Raw genomic sequence first — 24,402 nt, forward strand, 5'->3', positions numbered from 1 at the left:
TGACGGAGTCGAGATCATGAGCGAAGGAATCAACACGCACTGGTTGATGCACTATCGCGTGGTCGCGCTGGTCAACCAGTGTCGCCGCCTGATCCGCGACGAGTTCGGTACGCGCCTGTCGCTCACCGACCCACAACTTCGCCAGGAACTGGACCGCTTCGCGGCACGCAGCCAATCCCGGGAGCTGGCCCGGCTGATGGACGACATTGCCCGGGAAGCCGGCGCCTCCGAGGCGCCCCCTGAGCCGGAAAAGACGGCGCCCAAACGTATGTACCGGGGCCAGCCTCTTCCAGAGCCCGACTCCGAAACGGAGCCGGGCCGTGCCGCGTCGCCTAAAACGATGATCTATCGGGGCCGCCAGGTGCGGGGCTGAGTTACTTCACGCCCACGTAAATGGTCACCTGGTCGCCGCCTTCGAAGACTTCATAGTCGGTGAGGAAGGCACGCTCCGGGGCGTCGTCGCTCTCGAAGTAATGCCATACCTGCCCCCAGGTCTCCATGACCGTGTCGGGCATCCTGCCCCGCCCCTGGAACACCAGGTAGTCTCCGGCTTCCAGGGTCACGGTGGCGTACTCCTCCGGCACTTTCTCCTCGTCGGTGACTTCGACACCGGCAAGTACGCTGTAATCGCCGGCGACGCCGTCATCGAACTCGGTGTAGACACCGTAAACCGGGGAGCCGGCGGCTTTGTCCGGTATTGAGTGCGCCAGACGCTCGTCATCGAATTTTTCCCAAAGACGGCTGAGCCGGGAATCCTCGGCGTGCATTTCAAGATCGTTATTGGTGCGTATCTGAATGCCCGCCACGGTCTTGCCGTGCTGGCGCTGACGCTCCGGGGTGCTTCTTTCGGGGGTCGCCACTAGCTGTTTCCTCCTTGGCCGGGTCGGTTCACAACGATTCCAGGATCGACGCCATGTCGTCCGCGTGCTCTTCTTCCTGAGCCAGTATCTCTTCCATGATGCGGCGGGTGGTCGGGTCCTTGTCACCCAGGTAGGTGGCGATCTCCCGGTAGCTGTCGATGGCGATGCGCTCGGCGATCAGATCTTCCTTGACCATCTCCTTGAGGGTCTCGCCTTCCACGTACTCGGCGTGGGAGCGGCTCTGCAAGCCTTCAGGGGAAAAATTGGGGGCGCCGCCGAGCTGCACGATGCGTTCCGCCAGCCAGTCCGCGTGCTGCTGTTCCTGCTGGGCGTGCTCGAGGAACTCGTCGGCCGCGATGCTGGCGTTGAGCCCGTCGGCCATGTAGTAGTGGCGCTTGTAACGCAGTGTGCAGACGATCTCGGTGGCCAGCGCTTCGTTAAGCAGCTTGAGAACGGTCTCGCGGTCGGCGTTGTAGCCGGCGGTGACGGCGCCCTGCTCGATATGCTGGCGGGCCCGTTCACGCAGTGTCTTCACATCGGTCAGAAAAGGCTGACTGTTACTCATGGATTCTCCCTGCGTTGCTTTTCTTAACACTACACAGGGATGCGGCCGTTGGCAGCCCGGAACAAGGCGGGAAATCGCAAAATCCGGTAAAGCGGGCGCACCAGTCCGGGGCACGCCGGGCCCTGGCCGGCGCCGGCGGGCCTTTTCTCAGACACAAAAAAACCGGGCCTGGGCCCGGTTCTTTGTGTCGTCCCGCAGGGGCGACTTATTCCGCGTCGGCGATCTCGCCTTCCGGACGATCCACCAGCTCCACGTAGGCCATGGGGGCGTTGTCGCCGGCCCGGAAGCCCATCTTGAGGATACGCAGGTAGCCACCCGGGCGCGCCTTGTAGCGCGGACCCAGTTCGTTGAACAGTTTACCGACCATTTCCTTGGACCGGGTACGGTCAAACGCCAGACGGCGGTTGGCCACCGAGTCTTCCTTGGCCAGGGTGATCAGGGGCTCGGCCACCCGACGCAGCTCCTTGGCTTTCGGCAAGGTGGTTTTGATCGCTTCATGTTCGAACAGCGACACCGCCATGTTGCGGAACATGGCCTGACGGTGTGAGCTGTTCCGGTTCAGTTTTCTGCCGCTCTTGCGATGACGCATGGTTCTGTTCCTATTTCAGGGACGCCAAGGCGCCCATGACAACTCTGTTAGTGCGGTTGATTAACGCAACTTGGTGTTAAGCCGGTCATCATCCCGGAGACTGACCGGCGGCCAGTTTTCCAGGCGCATGCCCAGCGACAGGCCCTTGGAGGCCAGCACATCCTTAATCTCGGTGAGGGACTTCTTGCCCAGGTTCGGGGTCTTGAGAAGCTCGACCTCGGTACGCTGAACCAAATCACCGATGTAGTAGATATTCTCCGCCTTCAGGCAGTTGGCGGAACGAACGGTCAGCTCCAGGTCGTCCACCGGGCGCAGCAGGATCGGATCGATCTCTTCGCGCTCTTGCTTCGGCTCGGGCTTGGCGTCCTGCTCCAGATCCACGAATACCGCGATCTGCTGCTGCAGAATGGTGGCGGCACGGCGGATCGCCTCTTCCGGATCGATGGTGCCATCGGTTTCCAGATCGATCACCAGCTTGTCCAGGTCGGTACGCTGCTCGACCCGGGCGGCCTCCACCACGTACGCCACGCGGCGCACCGGGCTGTAGCTGGCATCCAGCTGCAGGCGGCCGATGCCGCGGGTTTCGTCGTCATCACTCTGACGAGTGTCGGCGGCTTCGTAGCCACGGCCTTTCTGCACTTTCAGGCGCACACGCAGTTCGGTGTCGCCGGTGATGGTGCAGATCAGGTGGTCCGGGTTAACGATCTCAACGCTGTGATCGCGCTGGATATCGTCGGCGGTAACATCGCCCGGGCCTTTCTTGACCAGTTCCAGGGTCGCTTCTTCGCGATCTTCCATCTTCAGGGCCACGCCCTTCAGGTTGAGGAGGATGTTGATCACATCTTCCTGCACACCCTCGATGGAGGAGTACTCGTGCTGTACACCGTCGATCTCCACTTCGGTGATCGCGCAGCCAGGCATGCTGGACAGCAGGATGCGGCGCAGCGCCGTGCCCAGAGTATGGCCGAAACCACGCTCCAGCGGCTCCAGTACGACCTTGGCGTGGGTCTCGCTGATCGCGTTGACCGCGATCGAGCGGGGCGTGAGAAATTCGTTCACGGCGGTCATAGAGATCCCTCAGGCAGTCCTTACTTGGAGTACAGCTCGACGATCAGGTTTTCGTTGATCTCGGCCGGCAAATCGATACGCTCCGGCAGGGCTTTGAACGTGCCCTCGAACTTCTTCTCGTCCACTTCCACCCAGGTCGGGAAGCCGCGCTGCTGGGCCAGTTCCATGGCGTTCTTGACGCGCAGCTGGTTCTTGGCCTTTTCACGCACGGTAACGATGTCACCGGGGCTCACCTGGTAGGAGGCGATGTTCACGCTACGACCGTTAACCAGGATCGCGCGGTGTGATACCAGCTGGCGTGCCTCGGAACGGGTCGCGCCGAAGCCCAGACGGTATACCACGTTGTCCAGACGGCCTTCCAGGAGCTGCAGAAGCACCTCGCCGGTGGCGCCGCGGGACCGGGCGGCTTTCTTGTAGTAGCCGCGAAACTGCTTTTCCAGAACGCCGTACATGCGACGGACTTTCTGTTTCTCGCGCAACTGCACGCCGTAGTCGGACAGGCGGCTGGGGCGACGGCCACCGCCGGCCTGACCGGGGGGCTGTTCCGCCTTGCACTTGGATTCCAGCGGACGAATGCCGCTTTTGAGGAACAGATCAGTGCCTTCACGACGGGAAAGCTTGCACTTGGGACCGATGTATCTTGCCATCTTGCTCTAACTCCCGTTACACGCGGCGCTTCTTGGGCGGACGACAACCATTATGCGGAATGGGCGTCACGTCCTGAATGTGGGTAATCTTGTAGCCACAGCCGTTGAGCGCGCGAATAGAGGACTCACGGCCCGGACCGGGACCCTTGACTCGGACTTCCAGGTTCTTCAACCCGTAATCCTTGGCGGCATTACCCGCGTTTTCGGCAGCCACCTGGGCCGCGAAAGGCGTGCTTTTGCGGGAACCACGGAAGCCGGCACCACCGGAGGTCGCCCAGGACAAAGCGTTGCCCTGACGGTCGGTGATGGTGATGATGGTGTTGTTGAAAGAAGCGTGTACATGCGCGATACCGTCCGCAACGGTCCGCGTTACCTTCTTCCGACGTGCGCCACTGTCTCTTTTCGCTTTAGCCATGCTTACTTATCCAGATATCAGGACTTACTTGCGGATCGGTTTCCGCGGGCCCTTGCGGGTCCGGGCATTGGTTTTGGTACGCTGGCCGCGCAGCGGCAGCCCACGGCGATGACGGATGCCGCGGTAGCAGCCCAGATCCATCAAACGCTTGATATTCATGTTGATTTCCCGGCGCAGATCGCCCTCCGTGGAAACCTTGGCGACCTCGGCGCGGATCGCGTCCAGCTGGTCGCCGGAAAGGTCACGCACCTTGACGGTCGGCTCAATGCCGGTCTGCTCGCAAATAGCGCGAGCGCGGGTGCGGCCGATCCCGAAAATATAGGTGAGTGAAATCACCGAATGCTTGTTGTCCGGGATGTTAACGCCTGCAATACGGGCCATCCGAATATCTCCGATTCACAACGCGGTAGTGCCAGCCTCTGGCGCCGAAAGGCGGAAGAGTCTAGCGTTACACCGACTGAATTTCAACCAAACACTAGGAAAAGAAGTTCTGCCCAACCGGGCCGTTAGCCCTGGCGCTGCTTATGCCGGGGCTCGGCACTGCAAATCACCATAACCCGGCCCTTCCGGCGGATTACCTTGCAGTTGCGGCAGATCTTCTTAACAGAAGCCTGAACTTTCATCGCACTCGCCTCACTTTACCTTCAAGCCCGTGGGCCGGTTATCGCACCAGACCGGTGCCGCCATACCCTTTCAGGTTGGCCTTCTTCATCAACTTCTCGTACTGGGTGGACATCAGGTGCGAATTAACCTGCGACCAGAAGTCCATAACCACTACCACCACGATCAACAGTGAGGTGCCGCCCAGATAGAAAGGCACGTTCCACACCCCCTGCAGACCCAGAGGCAGCAGGCATACCAGCGTCATGTACACCGAACCGATCAGGGTCAGCCGACCCATCACCGTGTCGATATAACGAGCGGATTGCTCGCCGGGGCGGATACCCGGGATGTAAGCCCCGGATTTCTTGAGATTGTCCGCCACGTCTTTCGGGTTGAATACCAGGGCCGTGTAGAAGTAGCAGAAGAACACGATCGCCAGGGTAAACAACAAAATGTACAACGGTGTGCCGGGCAGCAGCGCGTCGCTGACGACACGCAGGGCCTGGCCCCACCAGGAATCCGGGTCGCTGGTGCTGAACCACTGGCTCAGCGACGCCGGGAACAGCAGGATGGAACTGGCGAAAATCGCCGGAATCACGCCCGCCATGTTCACTTTCAACGGCAGATGGCTCTGCTGGGCCGCATAGACGCGGCGGCCCTGCTGCCGCCGGGCGTAGTTAACGGTGATTCTCCGCTGACCACGCTCGACGAACACCACACCGAAGATCACCGCCACCGCCACCAGGAACACCAGCAGCATGGCCAGCAGACTCAGATCGCCCTGACGGGCCGATTCGAAAGTCTGCGCCACCGCGCCGGGCAGACCGGCCACGATGGAAGCGAAGATCAGCATGGAAATACCATTGCCGATACCGCGCTCGGTGATCTGCTCACCCAGCCACATCAGGAACACCGTGCCGGTTACCAGCGTGGTCACGGCCACGAAGTAGAAGCTGGCCACCTGCATGGTGGACGCCGCCTCCGGCAACAGGGTGATGCCCTGGCTTTTAAGGCCCGCGCACACACCAAACGACTGAATCGCGCCCAGTGCCACCGTCAGATAACGGGTGTACTGGGTGATCTTGCGGCGACCCTGCTCGCCTTCCTTGCGCAGCTGCTCAAGGGAGGGAACCACCGCGCTCATCAGCTGGATAACAATGCTCGCGGTAATGTACGGCATGATACCCAGGGCGAAGATGCTCATGCGCTCCAGCGAACCGCCGGAGAACATATTGAACATGCCAAGAATGGTGTCCCGGTTGTTGTTGAACATCTGTTCCAACGCTTCCGGGTTCATTCCGGGAACCGGGATGTGCGCACCGATCCGGAACACCAGCAGGGCTCCCAGCAGGAAACCGATGCGGCGCCACAGCTCACGAGTGGCGCCGCCGGTGGCCGCGGTGTTGTTGTTCAGTGTTTGTGCACGGTTCTTGGCCATAGCCCCGCCTTATTACTCCTCGATTTTACCGCCGGCCTTCTCCACCGCTTCGCGAGCACCCTTGGTCAGGGCGACGCCGCGGATGGTTACCGCGCGGTCGATTTGGCCGCGCAGCACGATCTTGGCGCGTTTCTTATCGGAGCGAACAACACCGGCGTCCTTCAGGGCCGCCAGGTCGATCACGTCACCTTCCACCTTGGCCAGCTCCGCCAGACGCACTTCCGCGGTGGCCATGGCCAGCTTGGAGGTGAAGCCGAACTTGGGAACCCGACGCTGCAGCGGCATCTGGCCGCCTTCGAAACCAGGCTTCACGGTGCCGCCGGAACGGGACTTCTGACCTTTGTGGCCGCGGCCACCGGTCTTGCCCAGGCCGGAACCGATACCACGGCCAACCCGCTTCTCGTCCGGACGGGATCCGTCAGCTGGATGCAAATCATTGAGACGCATCGCTTATTCTCCCTCTACCCGTACCAAGTACGCGACTTTGTTGATCATGCCACGTACGGAAGGTGTGTCTTCAACTTCCACGGTGTGACCGATGCGGCGCAGCCCGAGACCGCGCACACAGGCCTTGTGGCCTTCCAGCCGACCGCTGCTGCTTTTAACCTGGGTTACTTTGATCTTGTCAGCCATCGTTAAGCTTCCGTCTGTGTGCGCTTAGCCGAGAATCTCTTCAACGGACTTGCCGCGCTTAGCCGCCACCGACTCCGGTGAGGACATCTGCTTCAGCCCGTTGAACGTTGCACGCACCACGTTCACTGGATTGGTGGATCCGTAGCACTTCGCCAGAACGTTCTGCACGCCGGCCACTTCCAGCACCGCGCGCATCGCGCCACCGGCAATCACACCAGTACCGTCGTCGGCAGGCTGCATGTACACCTTGGAGGCGCCATGGCGTGCCTTGATCGGGTGCTGAATGGTGGTGCCTTTCAGGTCCACCTGAATCATGTTGCGGCGGGCGGCTTCCAGCGCCTTCTGGATGGCGGCCGGCACTTCGCGTGCCTTACCGCGGCCGAAGCCTACCTTACCTTTGCCGTCGCCCACTACAGTCAACGCAGTGAAACCGAAGATGCGGCCGCCTTTTACTACCTTGGCAACCCGGTTCACCTGAACCAGCTTCTCCTGGAGACCTTCGTTGGGATCAACTTTCGCCATAACCAAGCACCCTTAGAATTCAAGCCCGTTTTCGCGCGCGGCATCCGCCAACGCCTTGATCCGACCGTGATAACGGAATCCGGAACGATCAAAGGCTACACGCTCGATGCCCGCCTCTTTGGCGCGCTTCGCAATCAGTTCGCCTACTTTCGATGCGGCGTCGGCATTGCCGGTGGCCGCTTCGCGCAGGTCCTTCTCGACGGTACTCGCCGTAACCAGAACCCGGTCACCAGCCGCGCTGGTGATCTGCGCGTAGATGTGGCGCGGGGTGCGATGTACGGACAGACGGATCTGGCCGGACTCGCGGATGTTAAGGCGAGTACGTTTGGCCCTGCGCAGACGTGCAAGTTTCTTGTCCATCATGGCTCTAGTCTCAACAATTATTTCTTCTTGGCTTCCTTACGGCGCACCTGCTCATCAGCATAGCGCACCCCCTTGCCTTTGTAGGGCTCGGGCGGACGGAAGGCCCGGACATTGGCGGCAACCTGACCAACCAGCTGCTTATCAATGCCCTTGACAACAATTTCGGTCTGGGTCGGGGTTTCGATGGTGATGCCATCGGGCAGCTGATACGCCACCGGATGGGAGAAACCCAGCGTCAGGTTCAGGGTCTTGCCCTGAGCCTGGGCGCGATAACCCACGCCGTTGAGGACCAGCTTGCGCTCGAAGCCCTCTGAGACGCCGGTGACCATGTTGTTCACCACCGCGCGGGTGGTACCGGCCAGCGCCCAGGATTCCTGGGACTCCTCGCGCGGCTTGACGGTGAAGATACCGTCTTCAAACGACACGTCCACCTGCTCGTGCACTTCATGTTCCAGGTTGCCTTTGCTGCCCTTTACGGACACCTTGCGACCGTCGATTTTCAGCTCGACGCCGCTGGGCAACTTAACCGGATTTTTCGCTACTCTAGACATTGCTGCACCTAAACCCGTCTACACCGCTACCGTTAGGACACTTCGCAGATCAGCTCGCCGCCTACATTAGCCTGGCGCGCTGCGCGATCGGAAAGAATGCCCTGGTTGGTGGACACGATCATCACACCAAGGCCGCCCTTGACCTTGGGAATCTGGCCGGCGTTTTTGTAGACACGCAGACCGGGGCGGCTGACACGGGAAATCTTTTCGATTACCGGACTGCCCTCGAAATACCGAAGGTCCACGGTCAGCACGGGCTTCTTGTCGCCGGCCACCGAGAAGCCTTCGATGTAACCTTCTTCCTTCAGTACCTTGGCAATGGCCTGCTTAGCCGTGGAAGAAGGAATCTCCACCTTGGCTTTCCGGGCCATCTGCGCGTTACGGATACGAGTAAACATATCCGCCAGGGTATCTTGCATGCTCATGCCGCAATCGCTCCGCTACTCATGCCTATATCTTGGCTTGCTTACCAGCTGGCCTTAACCAGACCGGGGACGTCGCCGCGCATCGCTGCTTCGCGCAGCTTGATACGGCTCAAACCGAACTTCCGGTAGTAGCCGTGCGGACGACCGGTAATCCGGCAGCGATTACGCTGGCGCACCGGAGAGGAATCGCGCGGCAGCTTCTGGAGCTGCAGTTGCGCGTCCCATTTTGCTTCGGGTTCGGCGTTGGGATCGTTAACGATCGCTTTCAGCGCCTGACGCTTGGCGGCGTAACGCTGAACCAACTTGGCGCGCTTCGCCTCCCGATTTTTCATAGAGACCTTTGCCATGACAAATCCTCAGCCCTTCAGCGGGAAGTTGAAGGCGCGCAACAGCGCGCGTGCCTCGTCGTCGGTTTTCGCCGTGGTGGTGATGGTGATGTCCATACCACGCAGCTTATCAACCTTGTCGAAATCCACTTCGGGGAACACGATCTGCTCGCGCAGCCCCATGGAATAATTGCCCCGGCCGTCGAATGACTTGGGATTCAAACCACGGAAGTCGCGCATCCGGGGAATCGCCACCGCCACCAGGCGGTCCAGGAATTCGTACATACGGCGATTGCGCAGGGTCACCTTGCAGCCGATCGGCCAGCCTTCACGAATCTTGAAACCCGCAACGGACTTACGCGCCTTGGTGATCAGCGGCTTCTGGCCGGCAATCGCGGTCATGTCGGACAAGGCGCCTTCGATGGCCTTACGGTCCGCGGCCGCTTCACCGACACCCATGTTCAGGGTGATCTTGGTGATTTTCGGCACTTCCATGACATTGTCGTAACCCAGCTCTTCTTTGAGCTTTGCCACGATCTGTTCGTTGTAAACCTTTTTCAGATCACTCATGGTCCACCTGTCCTCACGCGTCCAGCGTTTCGCCGCTAGACTTGAAGAAACGCACCTTATCGCCATCCTCGAAACGGAAGCCAACACGGTCCGCTTTCTCGGCCTTGGGGTTCCAGATGGCCACATTGGAAGCGTCGATACCCGCTTCCTGTTCGACGATGCCGCCCTGAATACCACGGTTCGGATTGGCGCGTACGTGTTTCTTAACCACGTTCACCCCGGCCACGATCAGACGGCCGTTCGGCAGCACGCGCTGAACCTTGCCGCGCTTACCTTTATCCTTGCCCGCGATTACGATGACTTCATCATCACGCTTGATCTTGAGCATTACGTTCACCCGCCTTTAAAGAACTTCCGGTGCCAGGGAGATGATTTTCATGAACTGCTCGGTACGCAGCTCACGGGTCACCGGTCCAAAGATCCGGGTACCTACCGGCGCCTTGTTGTTGCCCAACAGCACCGCGGCGTTTTCATCAAAACGAATCACGGAGCCGTCCGGGCGGCGCACACCGCGGCGGGTGCGGACCACCACAGCGGTCATCACATCACCCTTCTTAACGCGGCCGCGCGGAATCGCTTCCTTTACTGTGACCTTGATGACGTCACCAATGCCTGCATAGCGGCGGTGGGAGCCACCCAGCACCTTGATGCACTGCACTCGACGGGCGCCGCTGTTATCGGCGACTTCGAGCATCGTTTCGGTCTGAATCATCGCTTACTCTCTCCAACTCCTGCCCTGCAGGCAGCCACAGCAACCTTGGTCAGACCTTGTTGGTCTGCTCCACCACGTTCACCAGCATCCAGGTTTTACGCTTGGACAACGGGCGGCACTCTTCAATCGTGACCAGGTCGCCTTCGTTGCACTGATTCTCTTCATCATGCGCCATCAACTTGGTTGACCGCTTGATGATCTTGCCGTAAATCGGGTGCTGCACCCGGCGCTCCACCAACACGGTGATCGTTTTCTCACCCTTGTTGGAAATGACCTTGCCAGTAGCGGTCCGGCGCAGTATCTCTTTCGCTTCTGCCATGCCTAGTTACCCTGCTTCTCTCTCAGAATGGTTTTCACCCGTGCAATATCACGGCGAACCTTCCCAAGCTGATGGGTTTGTGAAAGCTGCCCGGATGCCAGTTTCATGCGCTGCTTAAACTGCTCTTCAAGCAACTCGAGCTGCTGGTTGTTCAGCTCTTCGACACTCTTTTCTCTCAGTTCGCTCGCTTTCATGGCTTACATCACCGTCCGAGTCACTACGCGGGTGCTGATCGGCAGCTTGGCCGCGGCGAGGCGGAACGCTTCTCGCGCTACGTCCTCTGAAACACCTTCCATTTCGTAGAGCATGCGGCCCGGCTGAATCTGAGCCACCCAGTACTCCACGTTACCCTTACCTTTACCCATCCGGACTTCGAGCGGCTTCTGGGTGATCGGCTTATCCGGGAACACACGGATCCAGATTTTGCCGCCCCGCTTGATGTGCCGGGTCATGGCACGACGGGCTGCTTCGATCTGGCGGGCGGTAATGCGGCCACGACCGGTAGCCTGCAGGCCCACGGTGCCGAAAGACACCTTGCTGCCCCGCTGTGCCAGGCCGCGGTTACGGCCCTTATGAACTTTCCGGAATTTGGTACGCTTCGGCTGCAACATCGTTCGTTACCCTTTAACCGCGGCCGCGCTTCTTGGCGCCCTTGGACTGCTGTTGCTTCTGTTCTTCCTGAATCTGCTCCATGCCACCAAGCACTTCGCCACGGAAGATCCAGACCTTTACGCCAATGGTGCCGTAAGTGGTTTCGGCGCGAACGCTGGCATAATCGATGTCCGCACGCAGCGTGTGCAGCGGCACCCGGCCTTCGCGATACCACTCGGTACGGGCGATCTCGGCGCCACCCAGGCGTCCGGACAACTGAATCCGAATACCTTCGGCGCCGGACTTCATGGCGTTCTGCACCGCGCGCTTCATAGCGCGGCGGAACATTACCCGACGCTCCAACTGACCGGCGACGTTGTCGGCCACCAGGCGGGCGTCGAGATCCGGCTTGCGCACCTCTTCGATATTGATGTGCACCGGAACGCCCATCTTGGCGGCCACGTCGCGACGCAGGCGCTCGACGTCCTCGCCTTTCTTACCGATCACAATACCCGGACGCGCCGTGGAGATCGTGATGCGCACGTTTTCTGACGGGCGCTCGATCTTGATACGGCTCACCGAGGCATTCTTCAGGCGCTTGAACAGATATTCACGCACCTGCAGGTCGGAAACCAGGCAGTCGGAATAGGTTTTCTGCCCGGCATACCAGAGCGAGTTATGCTCTTTGACAATGCCCAGGCGAATACCGATCGGATGAACTTTCTGACCCATCTGGTTACTCCTGACCTTCTGAGACTTTTACAGTGATGTGACAAGTGCGCTTGAGGATGCGATCGGCGCGGCCTTTGGCGCGCGCTCGAATACGCTTCATCGTCATGCCCTCGTCCACAAACACTGTGGAAACTTTCAGCTCATCCACGTCAGCGCCGTCGTTGTTTTCCGCGTTAGCAATCGCGGACTCCAGCACTTTCTTTACAATCCGGGCCGCCTTCTTGGGGCTAAAGGCCAGAACATTCAGCGCCTTCTCCACCTCCAGACCTCTGATCTGGTCGGCCACAAGGCGGGCTTTTTGAGCCGAAATTCTTGCGCCCCGCAGACGGGCTGCAACTTCAGTAACTTCAGTCGCCATGGCTGTCACCTTATCGCTTAGCCTTCTTGTCCACGATGTGCCCGCGGTATGTGCGGGTCAGGGCGAATTCGCCCAACTTGTGGCCCACCATGTGCTCGGTGATCAATACCGGAACATGCTGACGGCCGTTATGTACCGCGATGGTCAAGCCCACCATCTCCGGGATGATCATGGAGCGACGGGACCAGGTTTTGATCGGCTTACGGGAGCCGGCTTCCACCGCTTCTTCCACCTTCTTCAAAAGGTGGTGATCCAGAAACGGACCTTTCTTCAGTGAACGTGGCACAGCCTGAACCTCTCTCTATCCCTTACTTACGACGGTCACGCACAATCATCTTGGAGGTGCGCTTGTTTGTACGCGTTTTGTGGCCCTTGGTAGGTACACCCCAGGGGGTAACCGGGTGACGACCGCCGGAAGTGCGACCTTCACCACCACCATGAGGGTGATCCACCGGGTTCATCGCCACACCACGTACGGTCGGGCGAACACCCCGCCAGCGCTTGGCGCCGGCCTTACCCAGCGAGCGCAGACTGTGCTCGCTGTTGGCAACTTCACCGATGGTGGCCTTGCACTCGGCGCTCACCTTGCGCATCTCGCCGGAGCGGAGACGCAGGGTGACATAGCCACCATCCTTTGCCAGCACCTGAATCGCGGTGCCGGCGGAGCGGGCCAGCTGGCCACCCTTACCGGGCTTCATTTCCACGTTATGAACCGTGGAACCCAGCGGAATGTTGCGCAGCGGCAGAGCGTTACCCGCCTTGATCGGCGCGTCTTCACCGGACTGGATACGATCACCGGCTTTCAGGCCACGCGGCGCCAGAATATAGCGACGCTCACCATCCAGGTATTTGATCAGGGCGATATGAGCGGACCGGTTGGGGTCGTACTCAAGGCGCTCGATCACACCGGCGATACCGTCCTTGTCCCGACGAAAGTCGACGCGACGATACTTTTGCTTGTGACCACCGCCTTTATGGCGGGTGGTGATGCGGCCGTTGTTATTACGACCGCCACTTTTACTCTTCGCTTCCAGCAGCGGCTCATAAGGTGCACCTTTGTGCAGATCCTCATTAACCACCTTGACCACAAAGCGGCGGCCCGGGGAAGTCGGCTTAGCTTTAACAATCGCCATGATTACTTACTCCCTTACCTTACTCTGCGCCCAGGAAGTCGATGTCCTGGCCTTCCGCCAGAGACACATAAGCCTTCTTCCAGCCCGCGCGCTTACCGGCGACACGCCCGAAGAACTTCTGCTTGCCTTTGACGCTGAGAGTCCGCACGGACTCCACTTTCACGTCGAACAGCGCTTCCACGGCCTTCTTGATTTCAAGCTTGTTGGCGTCTTTCGCCACCTTGAAAACGAAGGCGTTGCCCTGATCGGCCACCAGCGTGGCTTTCTCCGAAACGTGCGGCGCGAGAAGTACGTTAAAAATGCGCTCTTTGTTCATGCCAGCGCCTCCTCAAGCTGCTTCAGAGCCGGAACTGTCACCAGCACCTTCTCGAAGGCGATGAGACTGACCGGATCCACGCCACTGGCGTCGCGAATATCCACTTTGGGCAGGTTGCGTGCCGCCAGGTAGAGGTTTTCATCCACCTCGCTGGTCACGATCAGCACACTGCTCAATTCCAGATCCTTTAGCTTGGATGCCACCTGCTTGGTTTTCGGTGAGTCGATGTTGAACTCGTCGACCACCACCAAACGTTCCTGACGTACCAGCTCGGAAAAAATGCAACGCAACGCGCCGCGGTACATCTTGCGATTCACCTTCTGGGAAAAATCGCGGGGTTCTGCGGCAAACGTCTTGCCGCCGCCACGCCACAGCGGGCTGCGGATAGTGCCGGCACGGGCCCGGCCAGTACCTTTCTGACGCCAGGGCTTACGGCCACCACCGCTTACCGCCGCGCGATTCTTCTGAGCCTTGGAACCCTGACGGGCACCGGCCAGAAACGCGGTCACAACCTGATGAACCAGAGGCTCGTTGAAGTCTTTGCCGAAGGCGACTTCAGAAACGGTTACGGTACCTCCAGAGGCAGTATTGAGATTCATCCTCTATTCCTCTTTCAGGCCTTCGCCTTCACTGCCGGGCGCACGATAACATCACCACCGGCCGCACCGGGGATGGCACCCTTTACCAGCAACAGATTCTTTTCCGCATCCACACGCACGATTTCAAGGTTCTGAACCGTTACGCGCTCGGCGCCCAGATGACCCGCCATCTTCTTACCCTTGAAAACCTTGCCCGGGGTCTGGTTCTGACCAATAGAACCCGGCGCGCGGTGTGACAAGGAGTTACCATGGGTAGCGTCCTGAGTACGGAAATTCCAACGCTTCACGCCGCCCGCGAAGCCTTTACCCTTGGAAGTGCCGGTTACGTCCACGGACTGACCCGCTTCGAACACCTCAAGAGTCACCTCGGAGCCGGCCTGCAGCTCGCCGACTTCGCCGCGGAACTCGCCCGCGCTGCGGCCGGCTTCGACACCAGCCTTCGCGAAGTGACCGGCCTGCGGCTTGGTCACCCGGCTGGCCCGGCGCTCACCCACCGTCACTTGCACGGCTTCGTAGCCATCTGTTTCTTCGGTCTTGACCTGACTCACCCGATTCGGGGTCACTTCAATGACGGTCACCGGAACACTGATACCTTCCTCAGTGAACACCCGGGTCATCCCGCACTTCCGACCGATTACACCAATCGCCATTGTCTACCTCTTCACAACCTGTCGCGGTTGAACCGCCCGTAGTTGTCGGTCTGAGCAATCTCAGGCCAGTTATCCCAGGCTAATCTGCACGTCCACACCAGCCGCCAGGTCAAGCTTCATGAGCGCATCCACGGTTTTATCCGTGGGCTCAACGATGTCGACCAGCCGCTTGTGGGTGCGGATCTCGTACTGATCACGCGCATCCTTATTCACATGCGGAGAGATCAGCACAGTAAACCGTTCTTTACGCGTCGGCAGAGGGATTGGACCCTGTACCTGCGCACCCGTCCGTTTTGCCGTATCCACGATCTCCTGGGCGGACTGATCAATGAGACGATGATCAAAGGCCTTGAGACGGATGCGGATTCTTTGGTTAGCCATAGCTAACAAACTCCAGACTGTTTCGTACCATTCTTTAGATGGCAAAAAGCCCGCCCAACCTGTCCGTCCGGAAGGTGGTGGGTGTCAAAACAAGCCCGGGAACGATGCCCCGGTTGATCGCGCTCTTTAGCCGGTGCTTTGTTTACCGGTTAAGAGGGCGCAAATTATAGGGATAAAAAAAGGCCAGGGCAAGGGCCCCGGCCTTTTTATTTCCCTTTACTCGATGATCTTGGACACCACGCCGGCGCCAACGGTGCGGCCGCCTTCGCGGACCGCGAAGCGCAGGCCTTCTTCCATGGCGATCGGTGCGATCAGCTCGACGCTCATCTGCACGTTATCGCCCGGCATCACCATCTCGGTGCCTTCCGGCAGCTGGCAAGCGCCGGTCACGTCGGTGGTCCGGAAGTAGAACTGCGGACGGTAGCCGTTGAAGAACGGGGTGTGACGGCCGCCCTCGTCCTTGCTCAGCACGTACACCTCACCCTCGAACTTGGTGTGCGGGGTGATGGAGCCCGGCTTCGCCAGCACCTGGCCACGCTCTACTTCGTCACGCTTGGTGCCGCGCAGCAGCACGCCCACGTTCTCGCCGGCACGACCTTCGTCGAGCAGCTTGCGGAACATCTCAACGCCGGTGCAGGTGGTCTTCATGGTGTCTTTCATACCCACGATTTCCATCTCGTCACCCACCTTGATGATACCGCGCTCCACACGACCGGTTACCACGGTACCGCGGCCGGAGATGGAGAACACGTCCTCGATCGGCATCAGGAACGGCTGGTCCACGGCGCGCTCCGGCTCCGGGATGTACTCGTCCAGGCACTCCACCAGCTTGGCTACCGCCGGCATGCCGATGTCGCTGGTGTCACCTTCCAGCGCCTTCAGCGCGGAACCGGTGATGATCGGGGTGTCGTCGCCCGGGAAGTCGTAGTCGCTGAGCAGCTCGCGGATTTCCATCTCGACCAGCTCGAGCAGCTCTTCGTCGTCCACCATGTCCGCTTTGTTCAGGAACACAACGATGAACGGAACGCCAACCTGACGGGACAGCAGGATGTGCTCGCGGGTCTGCGGCATCGGGCCGTCGGCCGCGCTCACCACCAGGATCGCGCCGTCCATCTGCGCCGCGCCGGTGATCATGTTCTTCACGTAGTCGGCGTGACCCGGGCAGTCAACGTGCGCGTAGTGACGCTTCGGAGAGTCGTACTCAACGTGGGAGGTCGCGATGGTAATACCGCGCTCACGCTCTTCCGGGGCGTTATCGATGGAATCGAACGCGCTCGCGGAACCGGTGCCCCAGGTCTCGAAACAGACCCGCGTCAGGGCGGCGGTCAGCGTGGTTTTACCATGGTCAACGTGACCGATGGTGCCTACGTTTACATGCGGTTTGTTACGTTCAAACTTTTCCTTTGCCACGGCTCAATACCCTTAACAAATTATCCGTAAATTTAAGATTTCTTACCGCTGATGACGTCATCGGCGATATTGCGCGGTGCCTCGGAGTACTTCAGGAACTCCATGGAGTAGCTGGCGCGACCCTGAGACATGGAACGCAGATCGGTCGCGTAGCCAAACATCTCGGAGAGCGGCACTTCGGCACGAATCACCTTGCCGGACAGAGTGTCTTCCATGCCCTGCACGGTGCCACGACGACGGCTCAGGTCACCCATGACGTCGCCCATGTACTCCTCGGGGGTAACCGCTTCGACCTTCATGATCGGCTCGAGCAGAACGGCACCACCCTCTTTCGCGGCGTTCTTCACCGCCAGGCCGCCGGCCATGCGGAAGGCGTTCTCGTTGGAATCCACCTCGTGGTAGGAACCATCGTAGAGAATCGCTTTCACGCCCAGCACCGGGTAGCCGGCCAGCACACCGGACTTCAGCTGCTCATCGATACCTTTCTGAACAGCACCGAAGTACTCTTTCGGAACCACACCGCCGTGAATCTGCTCTTCAAACTCGAAGTCCGCATCGCGATCGATGGGCTCGAACTTGATTTTGACGTGGCCGTACTGACCACGACCACCGGACTGCTTGACGAACTTACCTTCCACGTCCACCGGCTTGGTGAAGGTTTCGCGGTAAGCCACCTGCGGCGCGCCGATGTTCGCTTCCACCTTGAACTCCCGCTTCATGCGGTCGACAAGGATGTCCAGGTGCAGCTCGCCCATGCCGGAAATGATGGTCTGGCCGGACTCTTCGTCGGTCTTCACACGGAAGGACGGATCCTCCTGTGCCAGACGACCCAGCGCCATGCCCATCTTCTCCTGGTCGGCCTTGGACTTCGGCTCCACCGCCACGGAAATCACCGGATCCGGGAATTCCATGCGCTCAAGGATGATCACCTTGTTCAGGTCACAGAGGGTGTCACCGGTGGTGACGTCCTTGAGACCCACGCAGGCGGCGATGTCGCCGGCGCGCACTTCCTTGATCTCCTCGCGGGAGTTGGAGTGCATCTGCAGCAGACGGCCGACGCGCTCTTTCTTGTCGCGAACGGAGTTCATCACGCTGTCACCGGAGTTCAGCACGCCGGAGTAAACGCGGATGAAGGTCAGCGAGCCCACGAACGGGTCGGTGGCGATCTTGAACGCCAGGGCGGAGAACGGCTCGTCGTCGCTGGACTTACGGGCCTCAACGGTTTCACCGTCTTCCAGTACACCCTGGATCGCCTTCACTTCGTCCGGCGCCGGCAGGTATTCGATCACCGCGTCCAGCAGCGCCTGCACGCCCTTGTTCTTAAAGGCGGAGCCGCACAGAGCCAGAACGATCTCGTTGGCGATGACCTGCTGACGCAGACCAGCCTTGATCTGCTCGTTGGTCAGCTCGCCATTCTCCAGGTAGGTCTCCATCAGTTCTTCGGAGGCCTCGGCGGCGGACTCGACCATCTGCTCGCGCAGCTCGTCGCAACGGGCCTGGAGCTCTTCGGGGATGTCCTTCTGCTCGTAGGTCATACCCATGTCGCCTTCGTTCCAATAGATCGCCTTCATGCGGATCAGGTCGACCACGCCCTTGAAGTTATCTTCGGAACCGATGTTCAGCTGAATGGGAACCACCTTGGCACCCAGACGCTTGCGGATCTGCTCGACCACGCGCTCGAAGTCGGCGCCGGCGCGGTCCATCTTGTTGACGAACACCACGCGGGGCACTTCGTACTTATTGGCCTGACGCCATACGGTCTCGGACTGCGGCTCCACACCGGAAGTACCACAGAACACCACCACGGCACCGTCGAGTACACGCAGGGAACGTTCCACCTCAATGGTGAAGTCCACGTGCCCCGGGGTATCAATGATGTTGATCCGGTGCTGGTCGTACTGCTGGTCCATGCCCTGCCAGAAGGTAGTGGTGGCAGCGGAGGTAATGGTAATACCACGCTCCTGCTCCTGCTCCATCCAGTCCATGACCGCGGCACCGTCGTGTACCTCACCGATTTTGTGAGACACACCGGTGTAAAAGAGGACGCGCTCGGTGGTGGTAGTCTTGCCCGCGTCCACGTGGGCGCAGATACCAATGTTGCGATAGCGGTTGAGAGGAGTCTTACGTGCCACGCTGCTAACCTCGATTCACTGAATCCAATACAAAAACCGGCCTGAACTTGAGCAGGCCGGTTTACTCATCCTACCTTCTTGCTTAGAAGCGGAAGTGGGAGAAGGCCTTGTTGGCCTCGGCCATGCGGTGCACGTCTTCCCGCTTCTTCATGGCTGCGCCCTTGCCTTCAGCGGCGTCCGCCACTTCACCGGCGAGGCGCTGAGCCATGCTTTTCTCACCACGCTTACGCGCGGAATCCACCAGCCAGCGCATGGCCAGGGCGGTACGACGACTGGGACGCACTTCGACCGGCACCTGATAGGTGGCGCCACCGACCCGACGGCTTTTCACTTCCACCATCGGACGGATATTGTCGAGCGCTTTCTCGAACAGTTCCAGGGGCTCGCCGTTCTTTCGATCCGCGACGATGTCCAGGGCGCCATAAACGATGTGCTCGGCCACGGACTTCTTGCCGTCGACCATCACATGGTTCATGAACTTGGCCAGCAACTGGCTCCCGAACTTCGGATCCGGCAGGATCTCGCGTTTGGCTACGACGCGTCTTCTAGGCATCGGATGTGTTCCTCGTTTTCACCCCGCCGGGGCGGGGAAAGCTTCAGGGTTACCCGGGACGGAGCCCGGCCTTACTCATCCCATCGGGCCAACCGGCCCGACCGTCAGAAAAGGGGTTCGATTTACTTCTTCGGCCGCTTGGCACCGTACTTGGAACGGCGCTGCTTACGGTCCTGAACACCCGCGGTGTCCAGCGTGCCACGCACGGTGTGGTAGCGCACGCCGGGCAGGTCTTTCACACGACCGCCACGGATCAGCACCACGGAGTGCTCCTGCAGGTTATGACCTTCCCCGGGAATGTAGGAAGAAACTTCATAACCGTTGGTCAGGCGCACACGGCACACTTTACGCAACGCGGAGTTCGGCTTTTTCGGGGTAGTGGTGTACACCCGGGTGCAAACGCCGCGACGCTGCGGGCAGCCCTGCAGGGCGACCGAGTCGCTTTTTTCAACCTTCCTCTTGCGCGGGTTGCGCACAAGCTGGTTTACAGTTGCCATGAAACTACTGCTCCACGCTTACAGTTCTGTGACGAACTTGCTTCGTTTCGCCACCCTTGGGTCCGTCCACGGCCTTTTCCGGGCTATAGACAGGGGCGACGGATTCTAGGGATCCGGGGGCGTCAAGTCAAGACGCCCCCGGAGCCGACTACTCCTCGTCGGAGGAGCTGAGTGCTTCGGAAAGCGCCGCTTCCACCTCGTCCATGGTCGGGCCGTCGCCGTGCGCTTCCTCGCGCTGGCGGCGCCGTTCCATATGGTAGGCGTAACCGGTACCGGCGGGGATCAGACGACCCACCACCACGTTTTCCTTCAGACCGCGCAGGTCGTCTTCCTTGCCGGTCACCGCCGCTTCGGTCAACACCCGCGTGGTTTCCTGGAAGGACGCCGCGGAGATGAACGATTCGGTGGCCAGGGACGCCTTGGTGATACCCAGCAGCAGGCGCGAGCCGCGTGCCGGCATCTTGTCGTCCCCGTTGAGGCGCTCGTTCTCTTCCATCAGGCGGGCGTATTCGATCTGCTCGCCCTTGATGAAGGAGGAATCGCCCAGCTCGGTGATTTCCACCTTGCGCAGCATCTGGCGGATGATCGTCTCGATGTGCTTGTCGTTGATCTTCACACCCTGCAGGCGGTAGACCTCCTGCACCTCGTTGACGATATAGCGCGCCAGCTCCACTTCACCCATCAGACGCAGGATGTCGTGGGGGTTGAGCGGCCCGTCGGAGACCACTTCGCCCTTCTCCACGTGCTCACCTTCGAACACGTTGAGCAGACGCCATTTGTGGATCAGCTCTTCGTACGGCGCACCGCCGTCGTCCGGGGTGATCACCAGGCGCACCTTGCCCTTGGTTTCCTTACCGAAGGAAACGACACCGCTCTTCTCGGCGAGGATCGCGGCCTCTTTCGGGTTACGCGCCTCGAACAGGTCGGCCACGCGGGGCAGACCACCGGTGATGTCACGGGTCTTGGAGGATTCCTGCGGAATCCGCGCGATCACGTCACCCATGCCGATCTTGGCGCCGTTCTTGAGACCGGACAGCGCGCCGCCGGGCAGGAAGTACGCCGCCGGCGCGTCGGTGTTGGGCAGTGCCACGGGGTTCCCCTTGGCGTCCACCACGCGAACCACCGGGCGCAGGTCCTTACCCGCGGAGGGCCGGTCCTGGGTGGAGAGCACTTCGATGTTGGTCAGACCGGTGAGCTCATCGGTCTGGTAGTTCACCGAAATACCTTCTTCCATGTCCCCGAACTGAACCTTACCTTCCACCTCGGCGATGATCGGGTGGGTGTGCGGGTCCCAGGTGGCGACCACCTGGCCGGCTTCGGCCTGGTCGTCCTCGCCCACGGTGACCATGGCGCCGTAGGGCATCTTGTAGCGCTCGCGCTCACGACCCAGGTCGTCCACCACCGCCAGCTCCGCGGAGCGGGAAACGATCACCAGACCGTCTTTGTGCTGCACGTGCTTGGCGTTGTGGAAGCGGATCCTGCCACCGTGCTTGACCTGAATACTGGACACCGCGGAAGCCCGGCTCGCCGCGCCACCGATGTGGAAGGTCCGCATGGTCAGCTGGGTACCCGGCTCACCGATGGACTGGGCGGCGATCACGCCGACCGCCTCGCCGATGTTAACCCGGTGACCGCGGGCCAGATCACGGCCGTAGCAGCGGGAGCACATGCCCCACTTGGTCTTACAGGTGATCGGGGAGCGGACGATCATCTCGTCGATACCCATCGCCTCGAGCTTCTCGACCCAGACTTCGTCCAGCACCGTGCCGGCGGTGAAGACCACCTCGTCGGTACCCGGGCGCACCAGGTCACGGGCCACGGTCCGGCCCAGCACCCGCTCACGCAGGGGCTCGACGATGTCACCGCCTTCGATCAGCGGCGTCATCAGCAGGCCTTCCTCGGTGCCACAGTCTTCCTCGGTGACCACCAGATCCTGGGCCACGTCCACCAGACGGCGGGTCAGGTAACCGGAGTTGGCGGTTTTCAGTGCCGTGTCCGCGAGACCTTTACGGGCGCCGTGGGTGGAGATGAAGTACTGAAGTACGTTCAGACCCTCACGGAAGTTGCTGGTGATCGGCGTCTCGATGATCGAGCCGTCCGGCTTGGCCATCAGGCCGCGCATGCCGGCGAGCTGACGGATCTGCGCCGGGGAGCCCCGGGCGCCGGAGTCGGCCATCATGTAGATGGAGTTGAAGGACGCCTGGGTCTCGTCTTCACCGTCACGGTTAACGACGATTTCCTTGTTCAGGTTGTCCATCATCGCCTTGGCGATCTGGTCGTTGGTGCGCGCCCAGATGTCGACCACCTTGTTGTAGCGCTCACCGCGGGTCACCAGACCGGAAGCGAACTGCTCCTCGATCTCGCGCACTTCTTCCTCGGCGGCGGCGATCAGTTTCACCTTGGCTTCCGGGATCACCATGTCCTCGACACCGATGGAGGAGCCGGACAGCGTCGCTTCGCGGAAGCCCATGTACATGATCTGGTCGGCGAAGATGCAGGTTTCCTTGGTACCGAGAATCCGGTAGCAGGTGTTCAGCAGCTTGGAGATCGCCTTCTTGGTCATGTTCTGGTTGACCATGTCGAAGCCGATGCCTTCGGGGACGATGTCCCAGATCTTACAGCGGCCCGGGGTGGTCTCCACCAGACGGGTGGCTTCCTCGATGCGGCCTTCCTGATCCTTGACCACTTCGTGGATGCGCACCTTGACCCGCGCGTGCAGCGCCACTTCCCGCGTGCCCAGGGCGCGCAGTACTTCGGCGATGTCGGCGAACACCCGGCCTTCGCCTTTGACGTTCACCTTCTCACGGCTGATGTAGTACAGACCCAGAACCACGTCCTGGGTGGGTACGATGATCGGCTCGCCGCTGGCGGGAGAGAGGATGTTGTTGGTGGACATCATCAGCGCGCGCGCTTCGAGCTGGGCTTCCAGGGTCAGCGGCACGTGCACCGCCATCTGGTCACCGTCGAAGTCGGCGTTGAACGCCGCGCACACCAGCGGGTGCAGCTGGATCGCCTTACCTTCAATCAGCACCGGCTCGAACGCCTGGATGCCCAGACGGTGGAGCGTGGGCGCCCGGTTCAGCATCACCGGGTGCTCGCGGATCACCTCGGCGAGGATGTCCCACACCTCGGCGGTCTCGCGCTCGACCATCTTCTTGGCCGCCTTGATGGTGGTGGCCAGGCCGCGGGCTTCCAGCTTGGCGAAGATGAACGGCTTGAACAGTTCCAGAGCCATCTTCTTCGGCAGACCGGTTTCGTGCAGCTTGAGGGTCGGGCCCACCACGATCACGGAACGGCCGGAGTAGTCCACCCGCTTACCGAGCAGGTTCTGACGGAAACGGCCCTGCTTGCCCTTGATCATGTCGGCCAGGGACTTCAGCGGGCGCTTGTTGGAACCGGTGATGGCGCGGCCACGGCGGCCGTTGTCCAGCAGCGCGTCCACGGACTCCTGCAGCATGCGCTTTTCGTTGCGCACGATGATGTCCGGGGCGTTCAGGTCCAGCAGCCGCTTGAGGCGGTTGTTACGGTTGATCACCCGGCGGTAGAGATCGTTCAGGTCGGAGGTCGCGAAGCGGCCGCCGTCCAGGGGCACCAGCGGACGCAGGTCCGGCGGCAGCACCGGCAGCACCGTCATGATCATCCACTCCGGCGCGTTGCCGGAGGCGTGGAAGCCTTCCATCAGCTTGAGACGCTTGGACAGCTTCTTCAGCTTGGTGTCGGAGTTGGTCGCCTCGATGTCCTCGCGCAGGGTGTTGATCTCTTCCTGCAGGTCGAGCTCCAGCAGCAGCTGCTGGACCGCCTCGGCGCCCATCTTGGCTTCGAACTCATCACCGAACTGCTCGAGCGCGTCGAAGTACTCTTCGTCGGTCAGCAGCTGACCGCGCTCCAGAGTGGTCATACCCGGCTCGGTCACCACGAAGGACTCGAAGTACAGCACCCGCTCGATGTCGCGCAGGGTCATGTCCAGCATCAGGCCGATGCGCGAGGGCAGCGACTTGAGGAACCAGATGTGCGCTACCGGACTGGCCAGCTCGATGTGGCCCATGCGCTCACGGCGAACCTTGGAGAGGGTGACTTCAACGCCACACTTCTCACAGATCACGCCCCGGTGCTTGAGCCGCTTGTATTTACCGCACAGGCATTCGTAGTCCTTGATAGGACCGAAAATACGCGCGCAGAACAGGCCATCACGCTCCGGCTTGAACGTACGGTAGTTGATGGTCTCCGGCTTTTTCACTTCGCCAAAAGACCAGGAACGGATCAGGTCCGGCGGCGCCAGACCGATCTTCAGTTTGTCGAATTCCGTGACTTGTCCCTGACTTTTGAGCAGATTCAGCAAGTCTTTCAAGGCCAGTCCTCCGTATGGAGCTTTCGCTCGCGATTCTTTCCTAAATCCGGGTCGGGCGGCAGCGCCGCCCGGGTGGCGCGCCGCCCGAAGGCGGCG

The 24,402-nt window shown here is 60.5% G+C and carries 36 protein-coding genes; 1 reads left to right on the forward strand and 35 read right to left on the reverse strand.

All coding sequences use genetic code 11. The annotated features are described in order from the left end of the window. Window positions 1-16 precede the first annotated feature (16 nt). Window positions 17-373: a hypothetical protein gene (locus ACMG4O_RS15905; protein WP_414434135.1), complete on the forward strand. Its 357-nt coding sequence runs from the start codon at window positions 17-19 to the stop codon at window positions 371-373. 1 nt (window position 374) lies between these two features. Here ACMG4O_RS15905 and ACMG4O_RS15910 read toward each other — a convergent pair whose 3' ends face one another. The 35 genes from ACMG4O_RS15910 to rpoC all read right to left on the reverse strand — a co-directional run bounded on the left by ACMG4O_RS15910 (window position 375) and on the right by rpoC (window position 24,306). After that, complete coding sequence (locus ACMG4O_RS15910) at window positions 375-860, reverse strand: GyrI-like domain-containing protein (RefSeq protein WP_335629381.1); 486 nt, start codon at window positions 858-860, stop codon at window positions 375-377. Between the two features lie 28 nt (window positions 861-888). Next, a complete protein-coding gene (locus ACMG4O_RS15915) occupies window positions 889-1,425 on the reverse strand; it encodes a ferritin-like domain-containing protein (RefSeq protein ID WP_142949692.1) in 537 nt (178 codons plus the stop codon). Between the two features lie 205 nt (window positions 1,426-1,630). Further along, entirely contained in the window at window positions 1,631-2,014 is a 384-nt protein-coding gene (rplQ, locus tag ACMG4O_RS15920; protein WP_067609468.1) for a 50S ribosomal protein L17, read from the reverse strand. Between the two features lie 60 nt (window positions 2,015-2,074). Beyond that, window positions 2,075-3,082 (reverse strand): DNA-directed RNA polymerase subunit alpha, encoded by a 1,008-nt coding sequence (locus ACMG4O_RS15925; protein WP_142949693.1) that lies wholly within the window; start codon window positions 3,080-3,082, stop codon window positions 2,075-2,077. Window positions 3,083-3,102: 20 nt separating this feature from the next. After that, complete coding sequence (gene rpsD, locus ACMG4O_RS15930) at window positions 3,103-3,729, reverse strand: 30S ribosomal protein S4 (protein ID WP_067609472.1); 627 nt, start codon at window positions 3,727-3,729, stop codon at window positions 3,103-3,105. Between the two features lie 16 nt (window positions 3,730-3,745). Continuing rightward, window positions 3,746-4,144 (reverse strand): 30S ribosomal protein S11, encoded by a 399-nt coding sequence (gene rpsK / locus ACMG4O_RS15935; protein ID WP_067609474.1) that lies wholly within the window; start codon window positions 4,142-4,144, stop codon window positions 3,746-3,748. 24 nt (window positions 4,145-4,168) lie between these two features. After that, the gene (gene rpsM, locus ACMG4O_RS15940) at window positions 4,169-4,525 is read right to left on the reverse strand and encodes a 30S ribosomal protein S13 (protein WP_142949694.1); all 357 of its coding nucleotides are present in this window, start codon (window positions 4,523-4,525) and stop codon (window positions 4,169-4,171) included. 125 nt (window positions 4,526-4,650) lie between these two features. Next, a complete protein-coding gene (gene rpmJ, locus ACMG4O_RS15945) occupies window positions 4,651-4,767 on the reverse strand; it encodes a 50S ribosomal protein L36 (RefSeq protein WP_008928865.1) in 117 nt (38 codons plus the stop codon). A 38-nt stretch (window positions 4,768-4,805) separates the two neighbouring features. Further along, window positions 4,806-6,185, reverse strand: a complete 1,380-nt coding sequence (gene secY, locus ACMG4O_RS15950) for a preprotein translocase subunit SecY (RefSeq protein WP_067612757.1) — start codon at window positions 6,183-6,185, stop codon at window positions 4,806-4,808. Window positions 6,186-6,197: 12 nt separating this feature from the next. Then, window positions 6,198-6,632 carry a 50S ribosomal protein L15 gene (rplO, locus tag ACMG4O_RS15955; protein ID WP_067612759.1) on the reverse strand — a complete coding sequence of 145 codons (435 nt, stop codon included), beginning with the start codon at window positions 6,630-6,632 and terminating at the stop codon, window positions 6,198-6,200. A 3-nt stretch (window positions 6,633-6,635) separates the two neighbouring features. Continuing rightward, complete coding sequence (gene rpmD / locus ACMG4O_RS15960) at window positions 6,636-6,818, reverse strand: 50S ribosomal protein L30 (RefSeq protein ID WP_067612762.1); 183 nt, start codon at window positions 6,816-6,818, stop codon at window positions 6,636-6,638. Window positions 6,819-6,842: 24 nt separating this feature from the next. Continuing rightward, a complete protein-coding gene (gene rpsE, locus ACMG4O_RS15965; RefSeq protein ID WP_067612765.1) occupies window positions 6,843-7,340 on the reverse strand; it encodes a 30S ribosomal protein S5 in 498 nt (165 codons plus the stop codon). Window positions 7,341-7,352: 12 nt separating this feature from the next. Further along, a complete protein-coding gene (gene rplR, locus ACMG4O_RS15970) occupies window positions 7,353-7,703 on the reverse strand; it encodes a 50S ribosomal protein L18 (RefSeq protein WP_067612768.1) in 351 nt (116 codons plus the stop codon). Window positions 7,704-7,720: 17 nt separating this feature from the next. After that, a complete protein-coding gene (gene rplF, locus ACMG4O_RS15975; protein ID WP_142949695.1) occupies window positions 7,721-8,254 on the reverse strand; it encodes a 50S ribosomal protein L6 in 534 nt (177 codons plus the stop codon). 32 nt (window positions 8,255-8,286) lie between these two features. Then, entirely contained in the window at window positions 8,287-8,679 is a 393-nt protein-coding gene (gene rpsH, locus ACMG4O_RS15980; RefSeq protein ID WP_067612774.1) for a 30S ribosomal protein S8, read from the reverse strand. Between the two features lie 41 nt (window positions 8,680-8,720). Beyond that, complete coding sequence (gene rpsN / locus ACMG4O_RS15985; protein ID WP_067612777.1) at window positions 8,721-9,026, reverse strand: 30S ribosomal protein S14; 306 nt, start codon at window positions 9,024-9,026, stop codon at window positions 8,721-8,723. Window positions 9,027-9,035: 9 nt separating this feature from the next. After that, on the reverse strand, window positions 9,036-9,575 hold the full coding sequence (rplE, locus tag ACMG4O_RS15990) for a 50S ribosomal protein L5 (protein WP_067612780.1): 540 nt from the start codon (window positions 9,573-9,575) through the stop codon (window positions 9,036-9,038). Window positions 9,576-9,588: 13 nt separating this feature from the next. Beyond that, window positions 9,589-9,903, reverse strand: a complete 315-nt coding sequence (rplX, locus tag ACMG4O_RS15995; RefSeq protein WP_142949696.1) for a 50S ribosomal protein L24 — start codon at window positions 9,901-9,903, stop codon at window positions 9,589-9,591. Between the two features lie 15 nt (window positions 9,904-9,918). After that, the gene (gene rplN / locus ACMG4O_RS16000) at window positions 9,919-10,287 is read right to left on the reverse strand and encodes a 50S ribosomal protein L14 (RefSeq protein WP_142949697.1); all 369 of its coding nucleotides are present in this window, start codon (window positions 10,285-10,287) and stop codon (window positions 9,919-9,921) included. A 49-nt stretch (window positions 10,288-10,336) separates the two neighbouring features. After that, the gene (rpsQ, locus tag ACMG4O_RS16005) at window positions 10,337-10,606 is read right to left on the reverse strand and encodes a 30S ribosomal protein S17 (protein ID WP_142949698.1); all 270 of its coding nucleotides are present in this window, start codon (window positions 10,604-10,606) and stop codon (window positions 10,337-10,339) included. A 2-nt stretch (window positions 10,607-10,608) separates the two neighbouring features. After that, a complete protein-coding gene (gene rpmC / locus ACMG4O_RS16010) occupies window positions 10,609-10,800 on the reverse strand; it encodes a 50S ribosomal protein L29 (protein ID WP_067612792.1) in 192 nt (63 codons plus the stop codon). A gap of 3 nt (window positions 10,801-10,803) precedes the next feature. After that, window positions 10,804-11,217, reverse strand: a complete 414-nt coding sequence (gene rplP, locus ACMG4O_RS16015; protein WP_067612795.1) for a 50S ribosomal protein L16 — start codon at window positions 11,215-11,217, stop codon at window positions 10,804-10,806. 13 nt (window positions 11,218-11,230) lie between these two features. After that, window positions 11,231-11,929, reverse strand: coding sequence for a 30S ribosomal protein S3 (gene rpsC / locus ACMG4O_RS16020; protein WP_194856579.1), 699 nt, complete (start codon window positions 11,927-11,929; stop codon window positions 11,231-11,233). A 4-nt stretch (window positions 11,930-11,933) separates the two neighbouring features. After that, window positions 11,934-12,287 carry a 50S ribosomal protein L22 gene (rplV, locus tag ACMG4O_RS16025; protein WP_414434136.1) on the reverse strand — a complete coding sequence of 118 codons (354 nt, stop codon included), beginning with the start codon at window positions 12,285-12,287 and terminating at the stop codon, window positions 11,934-11,936. A gap of 10 nt (window positions 12,288-12,297) precedes the next feature. Continuing rightward, window positions 12,298-12,573 (reverse strand): 30S ribosomal protein S19, encoded by a 276-nt coding sequence (gene rpsS, locus ACMG4O_RS16030; RefSeq protein WP_067612803.1) that lies wholly within the window; start codon window positions 12,571-12,573, stop codon window positions 12,298-12,300. A 22-nt stretch (window positions 12,574-12,595) separates the two neighbouring features. After that, window positions 12,596-13,420, reverse strand: a complete 825-nt coding sequence (rplB, locus tag ACMG4O_RS16035) for a 50S ribosomal protein L2 (protein ID WP_142949700.1) — start codon at window positions 13,418-13,420, stop codon at window positions 12,596-12,598. 19 nt (window positions 13,421-13,439) lie between these two features. Beyond that, the gene (gene rplW / locus ACMG4O_RS16040) at window positions 13,440-13,736 is read right to left on the reverse strand and encodes a 50S ribosomal protein L23 (protein ID WP_067612437.1); all 297 of its coding nucleotides are present in this window, start codon (window positions 13,734-13,736) and stop codon (window positions 13,440-13,442) included. After that, complete coding sequence (gene rplD / locus ACMG4O_RS16045; protein WP_067612435.1) at window positions 13,733-14,335, reverse strand: 50S ribosomal protein L4; 603 nt, start codon at window positions 14,333-14,335, stop codon at window positions 13,733-13,735. The genes rplW and rplD overlap by 4 nt, the downstream gene beginning before the upstream one ends. Window positions 14,336-14,349: 14 nt before the next feature. After that, a complete protein-coding gene (gene rplC, locus ACMG4O_RS16050; protein WP_194856580.1) occupies window positions 14,350-14,985 on the reverse strand; it encodes a 50S ribosomal protein L3 in 636 nt (211 codons plus the stop codon). Between the two features lie 69 nt (window positions 14,986-15,054). Then, on the reverse strand, window positions 15,055-15,366 hold the full coding sequence (gene rpsJ, locus ACMG4O_RS16055) for a 30S ribosomal protein S10 (RefSeq protein ID WP_067612426.1): 312 nt from the start codon (window positions 15,364-15,366) through the stop codon (window positions 15,055-15,057). 216 nt (window positions 15,367-15,582) lie between these two features. Then, window positions 15,583-16,776 carry an elongation factor Tu gene (tuf, locus tag ACMG4O_RS16060; RefSeq protein ID WP_142949704.1) on the reverse strand — a complete coding sequence of 398 codons (1,194 nt, stop codon included), beginning with the start codon at window positions 16,774-16,776 and terminating at the stop codon, window positions 15,583-15,585. Between the two features lie 32 nt (window positions 16,777-16,808). Continuing rightward, complete coding sequence (gene fusA, locus ACMG4O_RS16065; protein ID WP_194856876.1) at window positions 16,809-18,908, reverse strand: elongation factor G; 2,100 nt, start codon at window positions 18,906-18,908, stop codon at window positions 16,809-16,811. Window positions 18,909-18,990: 82 nt separating this feature from the next. Further along, a complete protein-coding gene (rpsG, locus tag ACMG4O_RS16070) occupies window positions 18,991-19,461 on the reverse strand; it encodes a 30S ribosomal protein S7 (RefSeq protein WP_142949706.1) in 471 nt (156 codons plus the stop codon). A gap of 122 nt (window positions 19,462-19,583) precedes the next feature. Beyond that, window positions 19,584-19,958 (reverse strand): 30S ribosomal protein S12, encoded by a 375-nt coding sequence (gene rpsL / locus ACMG4O_RS16075; protein WP_067606428.1) that lies wholly within the window; start codon window positions 19,956-19,958, stop codon window positions 19,584-19,586. Window positions 19,959-20,106: 148 nt separating this feature from the next. Next, complete coding sequence (gene rpoC, locus ACMG4O_RS16080) at window positions 20,107-24,306, reverse strand: DNA-directed RNA polymerase subunit beta' (protein ID WP_194856877.1); 4,200 nt, start codon at window positions 24,304-24,306, stop codon at window positions 20,107-20,109. Window positions 24,307-24,402: the final 96 nt, after the last annotated feature.

It is taken from the genome of Alloalcanivorax venustensis, assembly GCF_047495515.1.
GTDB classification, from domain to species: domain Bacteria; phylum Pseudomonadota; class Gammaproteobacteria; order Pseudomonadales; family Alcanivoracaceae; genus Alloalcanivorax; species Alloalcanivorax venustensis.